The following is a 25,088-nucleotide window of genomic DNA, read 5'->3' as shown; positions in this document are numbered from 1 at the left end:
TGAGTAAATTATCGCTGTATCTGTACTGAATTAAAAGCCTAGCCCAATAGAATTAGCTGATTTCATTTGCGTAATCAGCTAACCTCTGCGTAAATTTTAGGTTAAGGTGGTATTACATTAACTATTATTTTCTATATCAATGCTTTAGTCCCTATGCTTCAGCAGTTAGGTGAAAGCCAGTTTCAAACCATTTTGCGCGAGGCGATGGGTGAAGAGTTCGCCAGATAGGTGTGCCAGGCAATTTGAACAGCGCGGGATGGGCTAGAAACAGAGTCGTAGGGTGCAGTGCAAGATTTATTGCCAACGTCAAATCACTCATAAGTTTTATTTAAGCATTGCTTGCGATCGCGCAAAGCGCACTACCCTAAAGAGCGATCGCATAAGCTTTTGTCAAAAAGTCGTAATGTTAAGGCTTAATGTCGTAACCTTAAGCCTTAATCTTATAATACTGGTGATTAATGTTGTAATGTTAAGGCTTAATGTTGTAACGTTAAGCCTTAAGGTTGTAGCATTAAGCCTTAATCTCGTAACCTTAAGCCTTAATGTTGTAATGTTGGTGACGACAAGACATTAACTTATAACGGAAGCGTCCCACGTCAACCCCCAGAAAACTACACAGAAGAATTCTGATGGTTGCCTTGTGTGAAACCACTAAAACATTTCCACTAGTGTAATTTTGTTTAATTTCTTCAATTACCTGCAAGGCGCGAGAAGCAATTGTGACAGCCATTTCTCCGCCAGTTGGAGCATTCCAAGCCGGATCTGCTGACCAGCGAATATAATCATCGTGATATTCACGGCTAATGACTTCTGGGGTTTTTCCTTCCCACAAGCCATAATTGATTTCTTTCAAACCATCCCTAAGTTGTGGTTCTATCCCTATTGCTTCATACAAAGGTTTTGCTGTCTCCACAGTTCGCTGCATTGGACTACAAAATATTGCTGTCCAATCCATAGAACTATATGTGTCTGCAAAAGCTTTTGCCATCTCCAAACCTTCTGGAGTAAGTTCTGAATTTATAGAACCGCAAAAGGAATTATTGCGGCTGCTATTCTGTTTGTCCGTGACGGAGGAAATAAAGAGTTAGGTTCACGGTATATTCTCATCGATTGTGAATTTAAGAGCGCTAACAATCAGATGTAGCTGAAGATAGTTAATGCCTGTGGTATATTACTACAAATTTTGATATTTGCAATGATTTTCAGATTGAGCAAAGTTGTCATAGCTACGCTCGTCGTAGACAGATTTGCAACGGAATCAGGTTTTTGTTGCTTATTGTGAACTGTATTGCTTTATAGTTATAATAATTATAAAAAATAAATTAGAGCATTTTGCATCTAAATGAAATACATTCTTACACCCCTTAATCCTGCCTTATAAAGGAGGAAAACTTGAAATCTTGCTTTCTCTCCAATACATACGGCGAGGGGTGATTCAAGGATTTTTGCAAGAGGTCTATTAACTTGCAATCTTCTGTAAGAATAAATTAAACATAAATATAGAGACGTAATTAATTACGTCTCTATAAAATTTCTGTCAATCAAGCTAGTCCTTTATCTTTCAACGCTTGCTAAGAATAGAATAAAGGTGCATAGCATTGAATGTTTAGCATTTCGTGATTTTCTCTTGCAAAAATGGAATTAATCCCATTTATATCCCTAGAGTTTCTGCAAAAAAATCATGAATTACTAGTCAATGTTTTTCTTTACATTATCTTTTACGTCTTCAATTCCGTGACGTACTTCGCTTTCGGCTTGCTTTGCTTTACCTTCAGCTTTATCTTCTGGATCTCCAGTGACGTTTCCTAATGCTTCTTGGGCTTTACCTTCAACATTTTTAGCAGCAGCCTTTGCACGATCTTCTATGCTCATTTTGATCCTCCTGATTCAATTAAAAATTAATTTCAAAGCTATAAACTAACTTTGAAACTCTTTGTTATTACTTTTACACAGTAACTTAAAGTTTTTGCTAAAGCCTTCTACCACAAGGCAGATTCAATAATTCGGAATTGGTAATTGGTAATTCATAATTAAGAAAGTTAGTTTCAATAAGCGTTCTGGCTGTTATTTGAATATAAAATAAAGCGAAAATAGTTTAGTTACCTATGCTAAAAGACATAGAACAAATGTTACAGATGGTAATTTTTACTTTTTAAATAAAAAAACCCAGTTTCGTATAGAAAATGGGTTAATCAAGTTATGGGGATGTTTTTTTCTTTAATCTAGAAAACCCATCAGGTTTTCAGAATTGTCAATCTCATTTGATGCTATCGGACGATTACCGAATGTCGAATAGCTTTCATCAATTACCAATGAACTTGAAGCAATTGGACGAATACCAGAGAGATTCATACTTTCAACAATTTGGAATTTATTAGCACCAATTGGGCGAATACCCATTGCGTTATAGGTTTCAACTACTTCCAAACTACTGGTGCTAACAGGACGCACCCCAGAAATTGAAAGGTGTTCAGCAACTTCTAAGTCGCTAGCACCTATGGGACGAATTCCAGAAATGGCAAGTGTTCCAGAAGCTCCTACTGGCAGTTCATTAACTTCCTCGACTTTATCTGCATTCAAGCTCTGGTCTTGTTGATTTTCAACTTCCTCTGTAGACTTGGCATACTTCTGCCGAGAACTGGTTGCTTTGCCAGCGTTGCTAATAGCCATAAACGAACACCTCTAGTTTGTTAACTGAATTTTACAATAATTAAGGAAAGATGAAATTTTTTCCCATATACCCTAGAGTTTAACCTTAAAAAACCCCATATAGATATAAGAATCTTTAAAACCAATACATAAGTAGATGTAAATTAATAATTTTTGTAAATAATCATTACTATTTATTTGCTTTAAGAAGCCAGCTACAATGGATACAGGGCGGAATCGTCACCATCAGATAGGGTATTTACAGCAAAACTGTATGACAGAATTTTGTCTTCAAGCTCCCTTTAGTCCCACAGGCGATCAACCACAAGCGATCGCTAAGCTTTCTGCTAGTATTCAATCAGGCAATCGTTATCAAACTTTACTAGGAGCCACTGGAACTGGTAAGACATTTTCGGTAGCAGCAGTTATTGAGAATATTGGCAAGCCTACTTTAGTTTTGGCGCATAACAAAACCCTGGCAGCACAGCTTTGTAACGAGTTGCGGGATTTCTTCCCCAACAACGCAGTCGAGTACTTTGTCAGCTACTACGATTATTATCAGCCAGAAGCGTATATTCCCGTTACCGATACTTATATTGAAAAAACGGCGGCAATTAATGATGAAATAGATATGTTGCGGCATTCAGCGACGCGATCGCTTTTTGAACGCCGTGATGTCATCGTCGTTGCTTCCATCAGCTGTATCTATGGTTTAGGAATGCCAGCAGAATATCTGAAAGCTGCCATCCCACTTCAGATAGGTATGGAAGTAAATCAACGCCAAATTTTACGGGATTTGGCAAATGTTCAATATAGCCGCAACGACATCGAAATGGGTCGGGGGAAATTTCGCGTCCGTGGAGATGTCTTAGAAATTGGTCCAGCTTATGAAGACCGAATTATTCGTGTCGAATTCTTTGGTGATGAAATTGACGCGATTCGCTATATTGACCCAGTGACAGGTGAAATTCTCAAGAGTTTGGAAGCGGTGAATGTTTACCCAGCACGCCACTTCGTCACCCCAGAAGAACGGTTAGAAGTAGCTTGTAATGATATTGCAGCAGAATTAAAACAGCAAAAACTAGACTTAGAACAAGCTGGAAAATTATTAGAAGCGCAACGCATAGATCAGCGTACACGCTATGACCTAGAAATGCTGCGCGAAGTGGGTTACTGCAACGGCGTTGAGAATTATTCCCGTCACTTAGCAGGAAGACAAGCTGGAGAAGCACCAGAATGTTTAATTGATTATTTTCCCAAAGATTGGCTATTAATTATCGATGAATCTCACGTTACTGTACCCCAAATTCGCGGTATGTATAACGGGGATCAAGCTAGAAAAAAAGTTTTAATTGAACATGGATTTCGGCTTCCTAGCGCTGCCGATAACCGTCCTTTGAAAGCAGAAGAATTCTGGCAAAAAGTGAATCAGTGCATTTTTGTTTCAGCAACTCCCGGAAATTGGGAAATAGAAGTTTCTGAAGATCATGTAGTTGAGCAAGTGATTCGACCAACTGGGGTGGTTGATCCAGAAATTTCCGTGCGTCCCACAGAAGGACAAATTGATGATTTATTAGGCGAAATTAAAGATAGAGCCGACCGCCATGAACGAGTGTTAATTACCACATTAACTAAGCGAATGGCGGAAGATTTAACCGAATATTTGCAAGACCACGGTATCAGGGTACGGTATTTACATTCTGAGATTACTTCTATTGAGCGCATTGAGATTTTGCAGAACTTGCGCGAGGGTAAATTTGATGTATTAGTTGGTGTGAATTTGCTGCGGGAAGGTTTAGATTTACCCGAAGTTTCCTTAGTAGCGATTATGGATGCAGATAAAGAAGGTTTCTTACGAACCGAGCGTTCCTTAATTCAAACTATTGGTAGAGCCGCGCGTCACATCCAGGGACAAGCGATTTTATATGCCGATAATCTGACAGGTAGTATGATTAAAGCTATTGATGAAACAGACAGGCGTCGCGGTATTCAAACGGCACATAATCGACTGCATGGGATTACACCACAACCAATTGTGAAAAAATCAAGTAATGCGATTTTGGCTTTTTTAGATGTATCTCGGCGGTTAAATGCAACTGACTTGAAAGTTGTAGATGAACATCTAGATGAACTGCCATTAGAACAGATTCCCCAGTTGATTACACTGTTAGAAGCGCAAATGAAAGAAGCCGCCAAGAAATTAGAATTTGAAGAAGCGGCAAAATTGCGCGATCGCATTAAACATCTGCGGGATAAAATGCTAGGACGTTAACTTGAATCTTATACTCACCAATTATTGAAATAGGTGATTACAGTCTCAAATATGATCGAGAAGTAAAAGCGATGGCTTCGCCAACGCCAAGGGCGAACGCTTATGCTAAATCAGGCATTATTGAGTACCGGATTTTAGATGTCAGTGGACGCAAGTTGTATATGTATCGTCTCCCTAGTCCAGATAGATACCACAGTTAGAGCATACTTGCAGAAGATGTGACAATTTCACCTTTAGCTTTCCCTGATTGTGCGATCGCTATTCGGGAATTATTGCGAAAAGTCTAGAAGGCAATCGGCATAAAGCATCTACGAGATAAAATGCTAGAGCATTAGTGCTTGGTTAGGATAGCAATTCAGTGGATATAGAAATAGCGATGTCTACGACGAGCTATGCCTACACGCATTTGTATCGACAAGTGCAGTTTAAAGCCGAACCTACCGAAAATTGAATAGATATTAAGTGGTTTTACATAATATACAAACCACTTGTTGGTATATTTCAGCGTAAACCCTATACTTAAAAGCCGCACCTGACCATCTTCCTCCACCTCATCAGCACCGATGGTTGCCTAATCCTACAGGAGGCACTCCAAGCAGAAGTAAAAAACCAGAGCCATTCTAAAGGAGGAATAGAAATGAAAAGTAGTTTGTGGGCTATTACGTTGAGCCAAACTTCTGAAGAGAGTCTTGAGGAAAGGGTTGCTTTAATCGCGGATTACCTTGCAAAGACCTACAAAGATACTCAGTGGCAGATTTCAGATTTAGATGCAACAGGGAAACAAGGCGGAAGGTTAACCTTGCAGCTAAATGATGAACAGCAACTGTATTTATCATCTTCTGAATTTCTAGCTATTTTGAAGGAAGATGGTCAGGTGATCAATTTAGATGCAGCAATGCTTCTAAGCAGACAGCCTTTATTCAAGATCATCATTCAGGACGGTTCTTCAGTCGATATATTAGGTAAAGGAAAACTCTTACCAAGTGATGTTTTGAGGGCATATGAGACATCTGATCCTAAACTTTTTCTATGGAAATAAATCAATGGAGCCGGCCGTATTAAGCTTGTCTGTGAGAACCGGAGGTGTTCTGCGGTGGCTCATCTCAATCGTTAGCTGACTTAGGTTATCTGTTGAGGCATGACCGGAAAGTTTTCTGTGAGAAACGATCGCTTAATTTGCTACACATCTAAAAAGCACATATCACTTATAACAAGCATAATCGTCTACAATTACGATTCTGGCACAGTGTGCGACGCCGAATAGCCCGTCGTAGACATCGCCCATTTGTACCGACAAGTGTAATTTGAAACCGAAGCTATCGAAAAATAAAATCCCTTCCAGAAATTCCCATAAAATTACAAGCAGGAGAACCTCTTAGGAGAAATCATGGCTATTGATGCAGAAATTTTACAAACACTAGATCAAATGCCAGAGCCACTTAAACAAGAACTCTTGCATTATGCTAAATATTTAATTGAGAATTATTCAAAGGCTGTTTCTCAGGAAAGTTGACAACAAAAAAAGCGTCGATCTGGCATCTTAAAAGGAACTTTTGTTTTACCTTTACCTGATGACTTTGATGAACCTCTCGAAGTTTTTAAGGAATATATGGAATGAGTGCTTTCCTTTTAGATACTCATGCTTTTATCTGGCTAACTGAAAATGACTTAAGCCTTCCAGATAATCTGAGGATGATGATCAATACCGCAGATATCGTTTATCTCAGCATCGCTAGTCTTTGGGAAATTGCCATCAAGTTGAACCTTGGCAAATTATCGCTTCAACGGAGCTATGAAACAATAGGTTCTGCGATCGACGCTTCAGATATCCTCATACTTACGATATCTTTTGCCAATACGGTTCAAGTTCGGAATCTTCCGCAACATCATGGCGATCCATTTGACCGAATGTTGATTGCACAGGCTATCAATCACTCCTTAATTATTATTAGCAGGGATAAAAAACTCGATGCTTATTCTGTTCAGAGGATGTGGGAATAGTCATACTAAAAGAGAACGCCCTTTTTTCGTTATTCTACATTAAGTAAATTATTAAGAGATCGTGCCAATGCTTGCTTTACCCTTGCAAGAATATGTCTTAGTACAAGTAGCTCAATCGGTTCTAGAAGTGTTTCGGCGCAACGAACAGTGGAAATGGGTGGTGCTGTCAGAGTATAGTTTGGATGAGAGATTGCGACTGGAATCAGTGGATGTAAAAATTGCGATCGCCCATTTGTACAGACAAGTACAGTTTGAAACCGCAGCCACCGAAAATTGACATGATAGATAGTCAATCTTTGAATTTCATGCGATCTCACAGATGCTTCGCATACAATGGTGAAAATTCTGAAGAAGTTGTAAATAGTCACACTTCCTGAAAGGCTAATTTTGGATTAAACCAGTTGTCTTATGCAAAGTGTTCCATATCAATACCGACTGCTGATTTTGTTTTTGCTGATGGGTTTGGTTGTAGCGGTAGACTACTGGCGTAATCCAACAAAACCGACAAAACTTCAGGAATACTCGTTTTTGGTGGTGTCCGGTTTAATTGGTGCTGGGTTTGGTATCGTTAACGATCAGATTACCTGTACTGTCTCACCTGCTTACTTTTATTACTTCAAAAATATTCCTTATGGTTATAGTTTTCGCTGGGAAGTCAGTGAAGTTGGATTTCAGGCGGGCTTTTTTGCTGGTTTTTTAAGCTACGGCATATTTTTATTGGTTAATCAGAGACGAAAGTTACCTTTGTCTTATCGGCAATTACTTAAAATGGCACGATATCCGATTACTTGGGCAATTGTAGTTTCTCAAATCGCAGGATTCATATTTTATTATTTTCAATTTCCCTTCTTTGCCGATCAGATTACGCCAGTCGTTCAGCCAGCAGAAGTTTCCAGGTTTATGTTGGTTTGGGGAATCCATATTGGACTTTACATCGGTGCAGTGTTAGGAATTGTGCATGGCATAGTAAATATTCGTCGAAGAGTACCGTATCTGTCATTATAAGCACTATCTCCACCCTCGGAATTTTTTATGTACCTGCGCTAAATACCACATATAATCATCAATTTTATAATTATCAGCAGCTTTCACTATATACTCCTGAGCTAAATCAAGATTATTTTGAGCTTCGTAATATAATCCCAAGTAAAGATGACTGTAAAAATTTCCCTTTATCCCTTCTGATTGACCAACAATTAAAACATCATCTGGCGAACAATTTTCTGCATACAAATCATATACGCGCTGCATAATACGTCGAGGGTCATTTTTTATAGTTAGTAAAGAATTACGCGCCTCTTCAACACCTAACGAACGAGCTACGCAGAGATATCGCCATACTGTTTCTTCTACATCTTGAGCATTCACTGTCAAATCTATTTCAAATTGTTCAGCGCCCTCAGCAAATCTTTCTGCATAATAATACGATAATCCCCGTTGCCAGAGATAAGGTTTAATACGGACATCCAATTGCTCTGCGATATCAAAATCTTGAATAGATTCATCAATTTTAGCCAGTTGAAAGTTAACCATGCCTCGGCGAATGTAAGCATTGGGATTTTTCGGCTGATTGCGAATGGTTTCATTCCAGCCCTGGAGTTGATTTTTCAGAGAATTTGAAAAAAACATGGGTTTGCCTAGCTATGCATTAAATAGAATATTTTCAGGCTTGGGGAGAACTCGTCAACCCCTAAAATGAATCAAGTTTTGTCATACTAAATCCTTGGCGTAATATTTTCACTTTTGGATAACCAGCGTGATTGCGTTTCTTTAGCAGCAAGAGGCGATTATTCTCCACAGTCAATATCTAATAAATAGTTTGCAGCATTGGGCAGGAAATCCTTTGCTGGAGCGTAAGTCCTACTATGAATCTCAAATCTCAAAGTGAGATCCATCCACGAGGTAGAAGAAACTACTTGGATTATTCAGTATTGTGTAACTGCTGTCTTAAAATCAGGAAAAAACGCCCGTGGTTCCCATTAGAGATAATAATCCTACAAAAATTACGCCTTATGTGACTTATGGACTGATTGCTGCTAATGTCCTTGCCTTTCTTTATGAGGCAAATCTTCCCCCCCAAGCATTAAATGGGTTTCTACACCTTGCGGCTGTAGTTCCACGAGAACTGACTTTAAGCTTTGCTGGTATCTCTGTACATCAACCAGTACCAGAGTGGGCAACTTTGATTACTTCGCAATTTTTGCACGGCGGTTTCTTGCACTTAGCCGGCAACATGTTGTTTCTCTGGATTTTTGGTAATAATGTTGAAGATAAATTAGGTCATGCCAAATATTTACTGTTTTATTTATCTTGCGGTGTTTTGGCATCCTTAACACAGTGGTTCTTCGCTCAAGATTCTAGCATTCCTTCTTTGGGTGCAAGTGGTGCGATCGCAGGTGTTATGGGTGCATACATTCTCCGCTTTCCCAACGCCGAAGTTCTTGGTGTAGTACCTTTAGGGTTTTTCTTCCCAACTTTCCGTGTCCCCGCATATTTCTTTTTAGGATTCTGGTTTCTCGAACAAGCTTTCTACGGACTTACTAGTCTTGAAGCACGTACCAACATCGGTATGGAAAGCGGCGGTATTGCCTACTGGGCCCATGCAGGCGGGTTTATCTTCGGGGCAATTCTCGGCCCACTGTTGGGTTTGTTTAGCGATAAATCTCAAGAAGAATCTTGGTATCAATAATTTTTCGTAGTATCTTTGTTACCCTCAATTATACTGATTAATTTAATAGGTGAAATTGTTTAACCTTCGCAACTGCCATGCCTGACAAGCTATATTGCAGTTAGTCAATAATTTAGGAAAAACACCTGTGTTTCCCCTCTACGATGAAAATCCGACGCGAATCACCCCGTATTTCACCTATGGGTTAATTGGCATGAATGTTTTAGTTTTTATTCACGAGGTGAGCCTGCCGAATGCACAATTAAGTCAATTTTTCAGTGAGTATGCAGTAGTGCCTCAAGAGTTAACCACCAATTTAAATGGAGAGTGGATAACGTTATTTACGTCGCAATTTTTACACGGTGGTTGGTGGCACTTAATCTCAAATATGGTGTTTCTCTGGGTTTTTGGCAACAATATTGAAGATCGATTAGGTCATGCCAAATATCTGATTTTTTATTTAGCGTGTGGTGCTTTAGCTGCCTTGTGCCAATGGTTTATTGGAATGAATTCTGAGATTCCTTCTTTGGGTGCAAGTGGTGCAATTTCTGGGATTTTGGGTGCGTACATTATCCGCTTTCCCCACGCTCAAGTCATGACTTTAATATTTTTGGGGTTTTTCATCACCACAATCAGAGTTCCAGCACTAATCATAATTGGAATTTTTGTTGTGCAAAATGTGATATCCGGTCTTGCTACTCTCCAAACAGCCGCTAATATGACCGTGCAAACTGGTGGAGTTGCATATTGGGCGCACATCGGTGGTTTTGTATTTGGGGTAATTCTTGCTCCCTTATTTGGCTTGTTTCGGCGCGACTAAATACAGCATTTCCTGAAACTCTTAACAAAAAAAATTGCTACCTTTCAATGTTCTGCAAGACCCTTCTCTTTCAGAGACGCTAAAGCGAACGCTAACGCGATACTCAAGTTAAAATTTCCACATTTGAAACTATTAGTTTTTGTTGGCACTCGCTGAAACTTCTTCTGACTGTTCTACTTCAGATATAAATGTTGATGATTTTGCAACTTCTTCACGTGCAGAAACAATGATATCAGCACCATTGATAATTGCTCCCAATAACCCCAGTTCAGATTCAACCAATTGATCGATAGCTTCACCTAGCATGTTCTCTTGTGTATAGTTTGGTCGTGCCACTAGTACGATTCCATCGCTGTAGGGTTGAATTAACAAAGGATCATTGGATATGCTGAGGGGGCTAGTATCTAAGATGACTAAATCAAAACGTTCGCGGACATCTTCTATCAGCCGCCGCATTTCGCTGGATTCAAGAATAGCAGCGGATTGCCGCACTGGGCCAGGACTGGGAAGAATGTATAAATTTTCCACATCAGGAACTAAACGAATACATTCACTCAAATTAGCGTAATAACGTAGGGGTTCAATAGTGGCTTCTGGGTCAGGAATTACTTTCAAGGATGCACAACGGGAAGGCGATCGCAAATCTGTTTCGATAATCAAGGTTCTTTTACCAGCACGTGCGGAAGCAACACCCAAATTATAAGCACTTGCTGTTTTACCCTCTAGGCTACTGGTGCTAGTAATCAATACTACCTTTAAGGCTTTACCACCAATCCGGCGCATATTACTACGGAATTTTTCATAAAATTCTAAATAAGGGGAATCTTGGGAAAATACTACCGGTACAGCATCTGGCTCCAAATCATCAACTGGCATTAAAGGCAATTCTCCCAACAGTGCCACTTCTCGTTGCTTGAGGCTCTCGCGGATATCCTCCCTGGTTTTGAAAGTACCCTCCAGCGCTCCTAATAAAAATATCACCCCGCCACCAATCAATACACCTAAGAAACCACCCACAGCAAGGGTAATAGGCACACTCTTCGGCGGTTTGGGATCGACAGTGACTGCGGGGCGTCTGGCAATGCTGAGGCTACTAGTAGTTTCTGCCTCTGCGGTTTTCGCATCGGTTAGCTTCACCTGCATTTGATCGTAGATGGCTTTTTTGAGTCCAACCTCTTGTTCTAAACGCGATCGCTCTAATTGCTTATTGGGTATTAGAGCATACTCTCGCCGGAGTCGCGCTTCTTGTTGGACTTCTTGAGTTAGTTGTTGTTGCAGTGTCTCCCTTTGGGTTTGTAAAGACACCATTTGGTTAGCCAATTGCTGGCGTGTTGGATCTAAGCTGCTTTGAGTGCGAATACCTGCAACGCTACCCTGAAGCGGAGCCGCCGTTCCATCACCACCTAAAACCTCAGCAGCACGTTGTTGTAGTAATTCCTCAGCAGCTTGTTTCTGACGCACTAACTGCACCATCGTTGGATGTTCCGGCCGCAAATCTTTTCTGAGTACAGCGATTTGTGATTCACTTTGATAAATTTGCGCTCGTAAGTTACCAATAATTGGATCAGCACTCAAAGCAGAAGAAACATAAGCTTGGCTGACTGTTAAGCCTAACTTATTTTGTAAACTGCGAACTTGACCATCAACCCCAGAAATAGTTAATTGAATTTGCCGTTGGAGATTTTGGCTGGCAGTAATGGCGCTTAACAAGCTGCCATTCTCTGCTGCTAATATTGCTGTTCGCTCGACGCGATCGTATTGTTCCAGCTTCTTTTCAGCAATTTGCAATTCCCGTTTAGCTTGTGGTGTGCGATCGTTAATCTTTTGAATAATTGCTTGTAAGCGCCCAGTATTGATGTCACTGCTCAACTTGATCATTGCTTGCATCAATTCTGTCAAGACTTGTACGCCTCGTTTGGCGTCACTATCTACATATTTCAGTTCAAAGGTAGAAGATTCTAATTCTCCACTCTTAGCATTTTTTTTAGGTAGAGCAAGAGCAAGACTTGCACCGAGTTGTTTCGGTTTGACACCGACTTTCTCTGCTACGCCTGCAATTATCTGGTTTGATAGTAAAACTTCCTCATTTAGTTCCTTTCCTTGCTGTTGGATTTCATTACCAGTTGCAGAGAAAGAAACTGGTGGGCCACTATAAGTAAGTGCCCCAGATGCGATATAGCTAGTAGGTGGCTCTGGTTGCATAGCTACCACAGTTGACCCGGCGACAACTAAACCAAAACTAGCTAGTCCAATCCACTTATATTTATCAAAAGCAATAAGATAGCGCTTAACAATTGGTGGGGTCATGGTCGCTTCGCTCCAATTCAAAATTTAAATATTCAAAATTAAAAATTTAGGAAGCACCAAACTAAAGATAGTGGCTTTGATACAAGGATGCTATCAACTTCCTACTGTATATATCGGTTTATATCTTTAAGATTTTTACATAAATGAATTCAAAGAGCAGTTAGAGATGTGACTTTCTACACTCCAAACTATTTCTAGGTTGTATCCTTCTTTTAAAGTTACTAATCCGAGCCACCACCGATGTTGTCAAAAAACCGGAGAAAGGATTGAACATTGAAGAAAGGTTGGGTAATGGTGGTCAAGAAATTAGTAATTCTACCAATGAGGTTCCGACCAACAACAATAACATCATTATCTTGAAGTGCTACATTTTGCGACGCATCACCGCCTAGAGCTTTTTTAGCATCAAGTTTTTGGGTAACAGCTTTGCCTCGTTCCGAATCAAAGCGAACCAGAGCGATATCTCTCAGATTAGCAGTGTCTAGATTTACACCTCCCAAAGCATCGACAAATGTACTGCCATTAGGCAGTGCTTGAATGGAAAGACCACCCGCAGCGTAATTTAAAACTCGGACTCTAATCTGTGGTGTGGCCAAGGATGAACGTGCTACCAAATTGCGGTCATAACCATCCTCATTACCTACTTCACGACGAGGCACGAGTATCGCATCTCCATCTTGTAAGCGTAAATTTGGGATTGAACCGCCATTTTGCAGTGCTGCGTATAAGTCAATCGTTTGTGAAATCACAGAACCATCGATTAACTTCCGGCGTACTTGCACCTGTCGCAGGTCTGCATTCAATGTTGAACCACCAGATGTTAGCAAAGCATCAGCAACGCGGGGTGTTGGTGAATTAATTGGATAAATTCCTGGTCGAAATATTTCTCCGCTAATGGTAACTTGAACTGGTCGCGTTCCTGCCAAAGATACTACCACGATTGGATCTGGAAAAAAGCGACTCAAGCCCAGGCGAATTTTTTCTTGAGCTTCTTCCAAGGTTAAACCTTTTAATGATACTGTTCCCACTTGCGGCACGATGATGTTGCCTTCTGGACTAATTACAGCTTGAAAACTGAGGTCTGGACGCTGCGCTGCTAATGCTAAAACTATTATCGGATCGACTACATAACGATTTAAACCCAAGCGAATTTTTTCTTGAGCTTCTTCCAAAGTTAAACCTTGTAAAGAAACTGTTCCCAATAACGGCACTGCAATATTACCTTCTGGGTTGATTAAAGCTTGAAAGCTCAAATCTGGAAAGCGCTGAACGGAAACGCTAATTCCATCTCCTATGCCTAAACGGTATGGACCAGGAGGACGCTGAAGCACAACACCAATTGCATCTCCTGGTCCCAAAAGGTAGCGGCTCAGTTGCGGGGAAATTTCTTCATTTGCACCTGGAGGTGCAACTTCATTAACTGGCACAGGTGAGGGGAATTGCCCTGGTGATTGTCCTTGAGATGGAAAAGGCTGGGCAACAACAAGTTGGATAGGTGTTGTTAAGAAAACTCCTACTTGAAGACTGACAAAACACAGGGCGCTGAATCCACGCATATAATAACTGGGATCTATGAACATCGGTGCAGAAAATCTTGATATAGAAATTAGTCGCGCCGAGTGGTTATTTTACTCTAAAAATGCCTTCAATGTCTCTTTTATCTAGAAGTATTTACCAAGATAAAGAGAATAATTTTGCTAATTTTAATTTCTAACTTCATGTTGTTAACATCATTTTAGGTGAGTTTCAGCCTGAACACAATTTATAGACATACTCTTGATAAATCTCTGCACAAGGGCATCTATAACAGACTCTACAAAGGGCCTGCCATTAATGCAGCTTGCACTGTTTCCCCAATAGACTGAGCTAAAGACCAAGATGTTTCTACCTGCCCCAAAGGTTCCATTGGAATCAGAATGCTCACCCCAACCCAAGGAGTGCGTTGCTTGCGCCACTGTGCCAGTTGATCTGCCAAGAACCAGTGAAAAGGTGATGGATTTCCGCCGTCTGGCATAGCATACCATTGCAAAACAGCGAAGGTTTGCTGTGGTGTGGAGGCGCGAAAGAATCTAGCTTCTACTTTAGTTTCGACATTAGAAGCCAACTTTGCAGATGGTTTCACAGTAAATTCCGCAGAACGAGATTGAGCTATATCCCACTTTCCCCAGCGCGATCTTCCCCAACTGTTAACATCTGTCCACTCTACCTCTGGTTGATCCATAGGCCCATTTTGCGGCAATAAAAGCAGGATTGCCTGGGATTCGGAACTTTCTTTTTTAACTACTTGCAAAGACCATTTGTGTTCGCCAATTTGCTGTTCTGCTTGTTCAATGGTTTGCCAACCAGGAAGGTTTAACCCAGCTTTGCGGATCTGTTTTAATTCATTGAGGCTAGTAACAGCTGGCGGCTGTTTCCATTGCCAGTGTCCTGTCAGATATCCGGGAACCCCTGCCATTGCTAGCAGCAGTAGCAATAACAAAAGTGCTGCTACCTGAGTCAATTGGTTTTCCTTGAAAAACTTGGAGAAGGAAATCATCAGTAAAATTTGCAATACTTAGACAAAATTTTACTTTATAAATTCACATTGTGAGTTCAGTAATATTTAGGACTTACGTATAAGTGATGAAAAATTAAAGGAGTTGGGAGTGAAGAACAGGGCAGAAGTTGCAGAAAATTTTCTCCTCTGCTCCTCTGCCTAATCCCCAATGCCTCTAACTTTCTGCCTCTTGCTCAGTTTCTAGGGATGCTGAAAAATAGGTATTAATCCAATTCAATAAGGGCACTAGTGACACCAGCATACAAGCAGAATAGAGATCGCCACCCCAACCCTCATGCAGCCATTTAAAAGCCGCTTCTTGACCCGTGCCGTGAAAGAAAGTCAGTAAAGTATTACGAATGATGTTGGCAGTAACACTAACGATCGCAGCAAGAGATAAAAACGATATAGTTGTCCGCCGTGAAGACAAAGCATCTGTCCAATAAAGCAGCATCAAGCCCACGTAGAGAGTCGTAAACAACATTTTCAGCCCTGCACAATAGGGAGCAACTTCTACAATCCGTCCTCCCACGTAAAGATTGATCTCATCTACGGTTACTTCCATCCCAAATTGATTCAGTATGAAACCTGCTGTGCCAGCGATGAAGCTTTGGAGAGGCAAAGTATAAGGAGCAATAAGATAGGGTAATGCTGTTGGGGTTGCTAAAAATACTAGTAGTAGAGAGAATCCTTGTAATTGCAAACCTGCTATTCCCTTAAACCACAAGCATAAGCCTACTAATATAACGGGCAAGGATAGGTTGACCCACTCTGTAACACCGCTAAAATAAAAAATTGCCCCTAATAACAATAAAACAGCGCCCAAAGGATTGATGGTATCTGGCAAACGTTTCCACTTTTTCCGGTTCATCCAACCAAGATAAGCCGCAAATGGTAGACCAATAATTCCGTGGCTGAAATATTCGTGTTCTGTACTGATATTTTTGTGCAGCCAACCATCCAACCAGTGTAGCAATATTGGAGCATAAAGCAGCAGCAAAACGCCTAAAATAGCTAGATTTAACAAGCCTGATGCGTTTATATTTTTAACCTGTTGCTGGAGTGCCATGATTTTAAGTAATTCAAAAACTTTGGTTATTAGTCATTGGTCATTGGTCATTGGTCATTGGTCATTGGTCATTAGTCATTTGCAAAGGATAAATGACAAAGGACAAAGGACAAGATGCACATTAAGTATGAATTAACTTCAGGCTACCACGCTGCCAAGGTCGGCAGAAGATAGATTATCTGCTTGATAACTTGTTGAGACTGCATTGGCGATCGCTGCTACAACTTCTTTAACTTGGCTACTACTTAAACCAGGATACATCGGTAATGATAATATTTGCTTTGACAACTTTTCTGCTTGGGGAAAATCTCCTGGTTGATAGCCTAAGTTGGTGAATGCTGGCTGGAGATGACAAGGAATTGGGTAGTGAATACCAGTTTGTATTCCCGCGACTGTGAGTTTTTCTTGGAGTTGTTGGCGTTCTATTGGGCAAGAATCATCTACTTTAATCACATAAAGATGATAAACGTGTCCTGTATCACTTTGATTTTCTATAGGAATAATTCCAGCAGTTGCCAAGGGTGCTAGTTCATTATCATACTGCTGGGCAATAGTCAGGCGATCGCGATTCCACTGCGGCAAATATGGGAGTTTTTTGTGCAAAATCGCTGCTTGCAAAGTATCCAAGCGGCTATTCGTACCTGGTTCAGTATGAAAATACTTTTGCGATGCACCATAATTTCGCAAGCGCACCATCTTCTGGGCTACATCTGAATCTTGTGTCAGCAGCATTCCCCCATCCCCAAATGCTCCCAAATTTTTGCTGGGATAGAAACTAAAAGCTGCCGCTATTCCTACTGAACCAGCGTAATATCCGTCTCTTTGGGCGAGATGTGCTTGGGCGGCATCTTCAAAAATTAGGAGTTTGTAGGTATCGGCAAAGTTCACTAGATCGCGTGGTGATACCATCTGACCATAGAGATGCACGGGGATGATTGCTTTAGTCTGAGGCGTAATTGCCTTTGCTGCTTCTCTTAAATCAATTAAAGCAGTTTGGCGATCGCAATCTACCAAAATTGGCTTGGCACCAGCACGTATTACCCCAATTAAGGTGGCGATAAAAGTATTTGCGGGTAAAATCACTTCATCGCCAGCACCAATATTACACGCTTGTAATCCCAAAGCGATCGCATCTGTTCCTGATGCCACACCAACTCCATAAGTCGTACCAGATACTGCCGCAAATGCTGCTTCAAAATCTGAAAGTGCTTGCCCTAAAATAAAATCTCCCCGTTCCAATACAGATTGGATTGCATCTTGCAATTGCGTTTCAATTGGTTCATGTTGTAACTTTAGGTCTACAAAAGGAACTCTAATAGTCATTTTATTCATTACCAGTCGTCCTCAAAAAATGTTTCCTCGTATGGAAAAAATAGAAACTATTGTACAATTTTCGGCATGAAATTGTAGTAGATTGAATCTATTGGATAAAGGCTGAGATCAAATATTTAGTCGGTGATGGTTAATTCAAAATCACGCCTTCTTAATTTGATCACCCGAAGTTGCCATCAGACTTCTCTGAAGCCACAACTCAAACTTCTCTTAAAATTCAAAAAGTTTAGAAACTGGGCTTTTCAATAATTTGGTAGCTTGCTAATCCGTAGGGATATAGTTGGCCTATTTAGGTCATCCTGCACTAGGATTATCATCTCTGGGTACTAGCTGTTATCAGTAAAATGTCTATATTTAATTACATTAACATCTATATTTTTAAGTAAATTTACTTTGAATACTACAGTAAAAATTTCCCCTTATGTACATAAAGAATGATAGCCCCTTTGTATTGTACCCTTAGCATTAGCTTACCCTGGCTGAATCCAAATCTAACGCAGTCTGATTGCAAAATCTCAAGCAATAAAGACTACACCAGTTCTAAATAAAGAACATTCAGCACCAGTAACTAGTAACTAGCAGACACACATCTTGGCTTAATGGAAGGGAGAAAAAATTTTTGCCCTAAATTTGTTTGTCAGAGGCAAAATTAGGGAATGCTTAAAAATAGCAATTGATAACCTAGAAATAGGACTTGGATCAATTACACAATCGAGAAATTATTAAGGTAGCAGTGGCAATGATAGAGCCTGAAAACAAATTATTTGCCCTAAAGGATGGTTGGGATTCTCATGAATCAAGAGAACAGCAACGCCTCAAAGCTTTGTCGGATTTAGGTTTGCGGCAACCAGAAACGATTCCGGTTTTTGAAGAAGCCACACAAACTGCTGCCCACTTTTTGGAAGCACCAATTTCCATATTGGGATTTGTGGATCAAGAACGCCATTGGTTCAAATCGGCGATAGGCTTATCTAGACTAGGACTAATGAATCATTTGGCACAAAGCCGCCAACTACTACGCCGGGAATCATTTTGCACTCAGGTAGTAGACAGCTTTCAAGTATTTGTAATTAATGATACGCATAAACTTACCGATCCAGTACTTGCTGGTAGCAAGTTAGTGCAAGATTATGGTATTCGTGCTTACTTAGGAGCGCCATTAATTGATGCTGAGGGACATTGTTTAGGTGCATTAGCGGTGATGGATTTAGTCCCGCGTAATTTTACAACCCGAGACATTGAGTTTTTACAAATCATTGCTCGTTGGAGCATGAGTGAATTTGAACGTAATAGACTCCTGCAAGGGAGACTCGAATCAAGCGTTTCCAAGAACATTCCGATATTTTCACTCAATGAGGAACGTAACACTGAGATTAAAATCACTGCATCCACTCAAGATAGCGACTCTGTTTCTACTAAACAACTGAAGCTAGAACTTTTGAGTCAGCTAACTCAGGAATTACGCACGCCCTTAACATCTGTACTCGGTATGGCTAGTGTTTTAGGACGTGAGATTTATGGGCCTTTGACGACTAAGCAGAGAGAATATTTAGAAATTATTCAACACAGTGGTCGATACTTACTTTCCCTAGTAAACGAAATTACCGAACTAGGAGCTATGGATGAAAACTCAACTGTGCTAAATTTAGCTCCCGTGGATATTGAAATGTTATGCCAACAAGCTATCAATACCCTAGAAGAAGTAGCTAATCGCCGCGAGCAAGATATTCGCCTGTCTATAGAACCAGGACGCAATCGCATTTGGCCTTTAGATAAAGACAAGGTGCGGCAAATGCTTTATCATCTGGTTTTCAGTGTGATTCAACTTTCGGCTACAGGTAGCATTGTTCGCATTCATGTTTCTTACAAAGAAGATACGCTCAACATTACTATTTGGGTTTCCCATCCTTGGTTAGGGGATGGCATAACAGAAGTTGATCCTTACTTCCGTCTCAATTCTTTGTCGCTGCTGGAGCTTACAGGTGAGGTAACAACTTACAATATTCATACAGAAAGACAAGAACAACCAGAAAGACAAGAACAGCTAGATACTTCATCAGTAGCAGTGGAAAATTCCAAAAACTTGAGTGATTCCCACTCAAATTTCTTTGCTACTAGTTCAGGTATAAATTTAGCTAAATCACATGGAAGTCTTTCTCGCGAAAGTTTAGGTCTATTACTAAGTTGTCAACTGGCAGAATTGCACGGTGGACATATTTTGATTCAAGGTTCACCAGAATCAGGATATCGTTATGTGCTTTCTTTGCCACTGCAACTAGCGACTTCCTCACAAGCAATGAGCGATGTCTAATCGTGGGGATTGGGGATTGGAAATTGGGAAAGATGTATTTTTTATCTAGATTTCATTAGTTTGTAACGAATTCTCTGTGTGCTTCTGCGCTTACCTATGCTTTTAAATTTCAACCCTCAATTCGCCACCATTTTATGTCAAGTACTAAGTATATGAAGAACTATTCTTAACTTCCTATTGGCTGATGGCTAGGAATAAGAGCGCCATCACGCGATGTGCAATCTCTGTTATTACCTTTTTATAGCTATAGGCATTATGATCAATTCCAAGTTCTGCGTCGGCAGGCTAATTGATCGCAATGTTTTTTATGAATTTAGTCTGGCAACGATTTACTCTATCAACTTTACCGCTTAAAGAATATCTTGCTACCAGTTATGTACACCGCTCTCTGGTGGGACTGCTAAGTTCTTGGCGGCAAACTAGCGTCTTGCTCCAGTGGGGAGATGCGATCGCAGCGGCTTTACTCAGCTTAATATATGCTCTAGCACCTTTTGCTTCCAGTACGTTGGTGGGTTTTTTGCTGGTGGCTTGTGTCGGATTTTGGCTGTTGTTGACTTTATCTGATGAAGTAACACCAGCAAATGTCTCCTCAGTCACTCCCATTCACTTGCTGGTACTGCTCTACTGGGGAGTTGCCGCAATCGCAACAGCATTATCACCAGTCAAAAAGGCGGCACTTAACGACTTGGGAACCTTGACTTTGTATTTGCTACTATTTACCCTTTGTGCCAGGGTATTAAGGTCGCCTCGCCTCCGTTCTTGGATTATCATCCTTTATCTGCACGTATCGTTAATTGTTAGTGTATACGGGTTGCGGCAATGGTTTTTTGGAGCCACAGCATTGGCAACTTGGGTTGATCCAGAATCTCCGATGTCTAAGACTACAAGAGTCTACAGTTATTTAGGCAATCCCAACTTATTGGCTGGATATCTCTTACCAGCAGTAATTTTCAGCTTAATGGCAATTTTTGCATGGCAAAGTTGGCCTAAAAAGGCTTTGGCATTAACGATGTTAATTGTCAATAGTTCCTGCCTGATTCTGACTTTTAGTCGTGGCGGTTGGATTGGATTAGTGGTGGCAGTCTTAGCTGCGATGGCATTGCTAGTTTTTTGGAAAAGCGTGGAAATGCCTCGTTTTTGGCGTACTTGGTCAATACCGATTGTTTTAGGAGGTTTGATCGGCGTATTGGTGCTAGCAGTGATATTTGTAGAGCCAGTGCGGCTGCGAGTGTTTAGTATTTTTGCCGACCGTAAGGATAGCAGTAATAATTTTCGCCGAAATGTGTGGGATGCTGTTTTTGAGATGATTCGCGATCGCCCGATTTTCGGCATTGGGCCTGGTCACAACTCTTTTAATAAAGTTTATCCCCTCTACCAACGTCCTCGTTACACTGCTTTGAGCGCCTATTCGATATTGTTTGAAGTGACTGTAGAAACTGGCTTTGTTGGTTTAGCCTGCTTTCTCTGGCTATTAATTGTCACATTTAATACCGCATTTTTACAAGTGCGACGATTGCGACAAATCAGAAGTGTAGAAGGATTTTGGTTAATCGGAGCGATCGCTATTTTGTTGGGTATGCTAGCTCACGGTACTGTAGATACTGTTTGGTATCGTCCTGAAGTCAATACTCTCTGGTGGCTGATCGTTGCCTTAATTGCCAGCTACTGGACACCTTTAGCTCAAAACCAGACAAATACAACTAACTCAGAACCAGCAGTAAATTAACATAAATAAGTTGTCAGTTGTTTTCTTACCGGACAACTGACAACTTTTGAATTTTCTATGAATAAACTTTGAATTGTCTAATCTCTGTAGGTAGTGGCACTTGGGGCATTAGGGTCGCGATAAGCTACAGGTTCGCGATCATTCTTTTTCCCAGCCAACCCGCCTAGACCGAATAAACCAAGCAATCCTAGCCAACCCCAATCAAAACCGTTGCGATCATCAGTAGTCGTTGTTGGAGCAGTAGTAGTGGCTCCAGTGTCATTAGTTGTCTGAGCTTGTGCAGATAGAGTTAAAGGTAAAATTCCTATACTCAAGGTGAGAACGCCAGCGCCAACAGCGGTAATAAAATTACTTTTCATAGTTGTAAAAGTTCCTGATGCTATCCGAAGTCACTCACCACTCTATCGGTTCTTAACCTTAACAAAATCAATCTGCGGCTATAAACTCGACATTTTCATAACTCACGCTGTAGACATACAATATAGCTTTCACAGCAATCCGTTTTTCATTCTTGCTGTGGTAGTTTAGCAACACTGAATCCTCAATAACTTTTCATTGCCCGTTGAATGTCACGCTGGTCTTGGCGTCGTTTCAGGTCTTCTCGCTTATCGTGGAGCTTTTTACCTTTGCCAAGGGCTATACTCACTTTTAGCCAGCCTCGTTTGAGATACATTTTCAAAGGGATTAAAGTTAAACCCTGTTGTTCGACTTTGCCAATTAGCTTACGGAGTTCTTGACGATGCAATAGTAGCTTGCGTGTACGCCGTGGTTCATGATTAAAATATTGTCCACTAGCGTTGTAAGGCGAGATATGCACATTGATCAACCATGCTTCGCCATTGCGAAGCAAAGCATAGCCATCTTGGAGATTGACTTTACCCGCACGAATCGACTTCACCTCTGTTCCTGTCAACTCAATTCCAGCTTCGTAAGTTTCTAGAATTTCATACAAATAACGGGCTTGACGGTTGTCGCAAATAACTTTGTAACCTTCGTTCTTGTCGCTCATTGATAATTTTGTGTGCTTTAAATGTACCTAAAAAATTATTTGGATTGGTTTGTAAATTATAGGGTCTATCTTAGAACCGCTATAAATGTTGAACTGCATATCACTAATTTAGCTTTTCTAAGTTCACAATTAAGGTTTTCTGGCAACTTTAAGTTAGCTGATACCGATTACCTCTAAGATTTCATAGAACAAGTTGCTTGAGCAACTTGTCTCACCAAGCCTGATTTTGTGCAGTTTCACAAATAGGACTTACACATCAATCAGAGGTAATACCCTGTGGAAAGCCGCTTCTCTACGAAAAACTCCGGGTAACTTGCTTCTTGGCGTTTATATAAATTGTCTCTACAGAAAATTAAGATTTTCACTTCCTTTTTGCATAAATCCTGACAAAGAATTGGTATGACGCTAATGATGAGTTGTTACAAATTACAAAGCTCTCTATGCCTCCTAAGCACAGGGAGTCTAAGGTGGTTACACTTCGTTAACCTTCCTAATGATTTAAGATTTCCTTTATAAATAAACCCTGAGAGCAGTCATTAGCTGGTAATCCTGTCATAGTATGAAACATAAGAACACTATTATTATCTGTGTTCATTAACGGAGTACATAAAAGCAAATTTCTGGGTACAAAAATGCTAGGGGTGTATTATCCATGCCCTTGACGATCCTTGTAGTGGATGATGATTTGGGCACTCGTCTGTCTGTTAGCGACTATCTTGAACTGTCTGGCTACTCAGTGATCACGGCTAATGACGGTCAAGAGGCTTTGTTTATGGTGGATGAGTATCATCCTGATTTGATTGTCACGGATATTGTTATGCCACGGATGAATGGCTATGAACTCGTGCGCCGGGTGCGTCAGCAACCAGTGTTTCGTTTATTGCCTGTAATTTTATTAACGGCACGCATTAAGACCCAAGAAAGAATTCTGGGGTACCAGTCAGGGTGCGATTTATATTTACCCAAGCCTTTTGAACTGGAAGAGTTAGCAGCAGCAATCCGCAATCTTTTGGAGCGATCGCAAATTATCCAATCAGAGTATCGTTTTTCTCATAAAGACAGTTTGGGCATCTCCGGCTTGACAAAAGCGGGGGATGCCCATAATTCTCTGTCCACTCAAATTCAGAAATCTCATCTGCACTCAGCCCTAACTCACAGAGAACAGGAAGTCTTAGAGTTATTGACTCATGGTCTTTCTAATGCCGAAATGGGTCATCAGCTACACCTGAGTCCTCGAACTGTGGAAAAGTACGTTAGCAGTTTATTGAGAAAAACCTCAACCAGCAACCGCGCGGAATTAGTCCGTTATGCGATGAAGCATGGTTTAGTGGAATAAAAGTTAGGAGTTAAAAGTGAGGAGTGAGGAATTAAAACTCCTAACTCCTAACTCCTAACTCATAACTCTTCACTTTTAACTTTTGTCAGCAGACCTTCACAAGCATCGATCAGTAAATCAATAACCTGATTAAATCCCTCTTGACCACCATAATAGGGATCTGGAACTTCCTTTAGAGTGTGTCGAGAACAAAACTCGCACATCAAACGCACTTTATGCTGATATTGCTTAGTTCGATCAAGAGTGAGGATGTTCTCATAATTTTCTCGATCCATAGCCAAAATCAAATCAAAGTCTTGAAAGTCTGACTTTTGAAACTGGCGTGCTCGACCACGCAGTTTAATTCCCAACTTAGTAACAGCCGCAGCACTCATACGTCTGTCAGGTGGGCTACCAACGTGATAGCTAGATGTACCAGCAGAATCACAGAGGATATGTTCGCTCAAGCCAGCCTGCTCAATTAGATGATTCATGATATTTTCTGCCGATGGCGATCGGCAGATGTTACCTAAGCAGACAAACAGCAACTTGTAAGGCATAGATATACTTTGTCCTTTGTCAATAGTCATTTGTCCTTTGTCCAGTGACTAATGACCAATGACTAATGACCAATGACTAAAATCCAGGTAACTCCAACCCACTGGTTAATTCTTCCATGCGTTCCCGCATTGTTGCTGTGGACTTGTTGTAGGCTTCTTTCATTGCCACTGTTACAAGATCGGAAAGTACTTCTGCACCTTCTGCTAAAGCATCTGGAGAAATTTCCACTCGCTTGGGTTCTTGGTTTCCACTGACAATTACCTTCACCAGACCACCGCCAGATTCTCCTTGAATCTCCATTTGCTCCAATTCTTCTTGAAGTCGCTTTGCGCCTTCTTGAACTTGTTGCGCTTTCTTAAAAGCTTCGGCTAATTCTTTCATTTTTCCTAAGCCAAAGCCGAATCCCTGTCCTTTTCCTGTCATAATTATTAATACGCGTATGCGTTGAATAACAAATCAAATTCAATTATAGATGCGGTAAGTAATTTGACTCTTTTTTTACCAATAATTAA

At 40.7% G+C, this 25,088-nt stretch carries 23 protein-coding genes and 3 pseudogenes; 12 read left to right on the top strand and 14 right to left on the bottom strand.

Annotation, left to right across the window (positions count from 1 at the left end; genetic code table 11):
- Positions 1 to 151 precede the first annotated feature (151 nt).
- From RMY16_RS16540 to RMY16_RS16525, 4 genes and pseudogenes are all read right to left on the bottom strand, one after another.
- Positions 152 to 319 (bottom strand): hypothetical protein, encoded by a 168-nt coding sequence (locus tag RMY16_RS16540; protein ID WP_322737313.1) that lies wholly within the window; start codon positions 317 to 319, stop codon positions 152 to 154.
- Positions 320 to 571: 252 nt separating this feature from the next.
- Positions 572 to 1,094: pseudogene (locus RMY16_RS16535) on the bottom strand (histidine phosphatase family protein); the annotation flags it as partial.
- 595 nt (positions 1,095 to 1,689) lie between these two features.
- Positions 1,690 to 1,872 (bottom strand): CsbD family protein, encoded by a 183-nt coding sequence (locus RMY16_RS16530; protein ID WP_100900626.1) that lies wholly within the window; start codon positions 1,870 to 1,872, stop codon positions 1,690 to 1,692.
- A gap of 345 nt (positions 1,873 to 2,217) precedes the next feature.
- The gene (locus RMY16_RS16525) at positions 2,218 to 2,670 is read right to left on the bottom strand and encodes a hypothetical protein (protein ID WP_322668175.1); all 453 of its coding nucleotides are present in this window, start codon (positions 2,668 to 2,670) and stop codon (positions 2,218 to 2,220) included.
- Between the two features lie 253 nt (positions 2,671 to 2,923).
- Here RMY16_RS16525 and uvrB point away from each other — a divergent pair, with 253 nt between their 5' ends.
- From uvrB to RMY16_RS16490, 7 genes and pseudogenes are all read left to right on the top strand, one after another.
- The gene (uvrB, locus tag RMY16_RS16520; protein ID WP_322737312.1) at positions 2,924 to 4,921 is read left to right on the top strand and encodes an excinuclease ABC subunit UvrB; all 1,998 of its coding nucleotides are present in this window, start codon (positions 2,924 to 2,926) and stop codon (positions 4,919 to 4,921) included.
- Between the two features lie 71 nt (positions 4,922 to 4,992).
- Positions 4,993 to 5,121: a hypothetical protein gene (locus RMY16_RS16515; protein WP_322737311.1), complete on the top strand. Its 129-nt coding sequence runs from the start codon at positions 4,993 to 4,995 to the stop codon at positions 5,119 to 5,121.
- 437 nt (positions 5,122 to 5,558) lie between these two features.
- Positions 5,559 to 5,960, top strand: coding sequence for a hypothetical protein (locus RMY16_RS16510; RefSeq protein ID WP_322737310.1), 402 nt, complete (start codon positions 5,559 to 5,561; stop codon positions 5,958 to 5,960).
- A gap of 348 nt (positions 5,961 to 6,308) precedes the next feature.
- A pseudogene (locus RMY16_RS16505) lies at positions 6,309 to 6,539 on the top strand (DUF2281 domain-containing protein).
- The gene (locus RMY16_RS16500; protein ID WP_322737309.1) at positions 6,536 to 6,922 is read left to right on the top strand and encodes a type II toxin-antitoxin system VapC family toxin; all 387 of its coding nucleotides are present in this window, start codon (positions 6,536 to 6,538) and stop codon (positions 6,920 to 6,922) included. Before RMY16_RS16505 ends, RMY16_RS16500 begins: the two are co-directional and overlap by 4 nt.
- 82 nt (positions 6,923 to 7,004) lie before the next feature.
- A pseudogene (locus RMY16_RS16495) lies at positions 7,005 to 7,199 on the top strand (Uma2 family endonuclease); the annotation flags it as partial.
- Between the two features lie 131 nt (positions 7,200 to 7,330).
- Positions 7,331 to 7,927: a hypothetical protein gene (locus RMY16_RS16490; protein ID WP_322668168.1), complete on the top strand. Its 597-nt coding sequence runs from the start codon at positions 7,331 to 7,333 to the stop codon at positions 7,925 to 7,927.
- Positions 7,928 to 7,930: 3 nt separating this feature from the next.
- Here RMY16_RS16490 and RMY16_RS16485 read toward each other — a convergent pair whose 3' ends face one another.
- On the bottom strand, positions 7,931 to 8,551 hold the full coding sequence (locus RMY16_RS16485) for a hypothetical protein (protein WP_322737308.1): 621 nt from the start codon (positions 8,549 to 8,551) through the stop codon (positions 7,931 to 7,933).
- A gap of 340 nt (positions 8,552 to 8,891) precedes the next feature.
- On the opposite strand from RMY16_RS16485, the gene RMY16_RS16480 reads away from it, so the two are divergent.
- Positions 8,892 to 9,611, top strand: coding sequence for a rhomboid family intramembrane serine protease (locus RMY16_RS16480; protein WP_322668166.1), 720 nt, complete (start codon positions 8,892 to 8,894; stop codon positions 9,609 to 9,611).
- Positions 9,612 to 9,738: 127 nt separating this feature from the next.
- Complete coding sequence (locus RMY16_RS16475) at positions 9,739 to 10,410, top strand: rhomboid family intramembrane serine protease (RefSeq protein WP_322668165.1); 672 nt, start codon at positions 9,739 to 9,741, stop codon at positions 10,408 to 10,410.
- Between the two features lie 132 nt (positions 10,411 to 10,542).
- On the opposite strand, the gene RMY16_RS16470 is transcribed toward RMY16_RS16475, so the two are convergent.
- The 5 genes from RMY16_RS16470 to RMY16_RS16450 all read right to left on the bottom strand — a co-directional run bounded on the left by RMY16_RS16470 (position 10,543) and on the right by RMY16_RS16450 (position 17,654).
- Positions 10,543 to 12,717, bottom strand: coding sequence for a polysaccharide biosynthesis tyrosine autokinase (locus RMY16_RS16470; protein WP_322737307.1), 2,175 nt, complete (start codon positions 12,715 to 12,717; stop codon positions 10,543 to 10,545).
- A 221-nt stretch (positions 12,718 to 12,938) separates the two neighbouring features.
- A complete protein-coding gene (locus RMY16_RS16465; RefSeq protein WP_322737306.1) occupies positions 12,939 to 14,297 on the bottom strand; it encodes a polysaccharide biosynthesis/export family protein in 1,359 nt (452 codons plus the stop codon).
- Positions 14,298 to 14,530: 233 nt separating this feature from the next.
- A complete protein-coding gene (locus RMY16_RS16460; protein ID WP_322737305.1) occupies positions 14,531 to 15,253 on the bottom strand; it encodes a cyanoexosortase B system-associated protein in 723 nt (240 codons plus the stop codon).
- Between the two features lie 175 nt (positions 15,254 to 15,428).
- Positions 15,429 to 16,322 carry a cyanoexosortase B gene (crtB, locus tag RMY16_RS16455; protein WP_322737304.1) on the bottom strand — a complete coding sequence of 298 codons (894 nt, stop codon included), beginning with the start codon at positions 16,320 to 16,322 and terminating at the stop codon, positions 15,429 to 15,431.
- Between the two features lie 138 nt (positions 16,323 to 16,460).
- Positions 16,461 to 17,654: a DegT/DnrJ/EryC1/StrS aminotransferase family protein gene (locus tag RMY16_RS16450; RefSeq protein ID WP_322737303.1), complete on the bottom strand. Its 1,194-nt coding sequence runs from the start codon at positions 17,652 to 17,654 to the stop codon at positions 16,461 to 16,463.
- Between the two features lie 739 nt (positions 17,655 to 18,393).
- Here RMY16_RS16450 and RMY16_RS16445 point away from each other — a divergent pair.
- Together RMY16_RS16445 and RMY16_RS16440 are read left to right on the top strand one after the other, a co-directional pair.
- Positions 18,394 to 19,965 (top strand): GAF domain-containing sensor histidine kinase, encoded by a 1,572-nt coding sequence (locus RMY16_RS16445; RefSeq protein WP_322737335.1) that lies wholly within the window; start codon positions 18,394 to 18,396, stop codon positions 19,963 to 19,965.
- Between the two features lie 307 nt (positions 19,966 to 20,272).
- Complete coding sequence (locus RMY16_RS16440; protein ID WP_322737302.1) at positions 20,273 to 21,691, top strand: IctB family putative bicarbonate transporter; 1,419 nt, start codon at positions 20,273 to 20,275, stop codon at positions 21,689 to 21,691.
- Positions 21,692 to 21,768: 77 nt separating this feature from the next.
- Here RMY16_RS16440 and RMY16_RS16435 read toward each other — a convergent pair whose 3' ends face one another.
- Positions 21,769 to 22,050 (bottom strand): WGxxGxxG family protein, encoded by a 282-nt coding sequence (locus tag RMY16_RS16435; protein WP_322737301.1) that lies wholly within the window; start codon positions 22,048 to 22,050, stop codon positions 21,769 to 21,771.
- Positions 22,051 to 22,232: 182 nt separating this feature from the next.
- A complete protein-coding gene (smpB, locus tag RMY16_RS16430; RefSeq protein ID WP_094349892.1) occupies positions 22,233 to 22,700 on the bottom strand; it encodes an SsrA-binding protein SmpB in 468 nt (155 codons plus the stop codon).
- Between the two features lie 652 nt (positions 22,701 to 23,352).
- Here smpB and RMY16_RS16425 point away from each other — a divergent pair.
- Entirely contained in the window at positions 23,353 to 24,036 is a 684-nt protein-coding gene (locus RMY16_RS16425) for a response regulator transcription factor (protein WP_289794909.1), read from the top strand.
- Positions 24,037 to 24,095: 59 nt separating this feature from the next.
- Here the strand turns inward: RMY16_RS16425 and RMY16_RS16420 are convergent, their stop codons facing one another.
- A complete protein-coding gene (locus tag RMY16_RS16420; RefSeq protein ID WP_322737334.1) occupies positions 24,096 to 24,575 on the bottom strand; it encodes a low molecular weight protein-tyrosine-phosphatase in 480 nt (159 codons plus the stop codon).
- A 76-nt stretch (positions 24,576 to 24,651) separates the two neighbouring features.
- A complete protein-coding gene (locus tag RMY16_RS16415; protein WP_099100025.1) occupies positions 24,652 to 24,999 on the bottom strand; it encodes a YbaB/EbfC family nucleoid-associated protein in 348 nt (115 codons plus the stop codon).
- Positions 25,000 to 25,088 lie beyond the last annotated feature (89 nt).

The sequence above is a fragment of the Nostoc sp. DedQUE12b genome, from assembly GCF_034530835.1.
Taxonomy (GTDB): Bacteria; Cyanobacteriota; Cyanobacteriia; order Cyanobacteriales; family Nostocaceae; genus Nostoc.
This window is presented reverse-complemented; position numbering and strand designations above follow the sequence as displayed.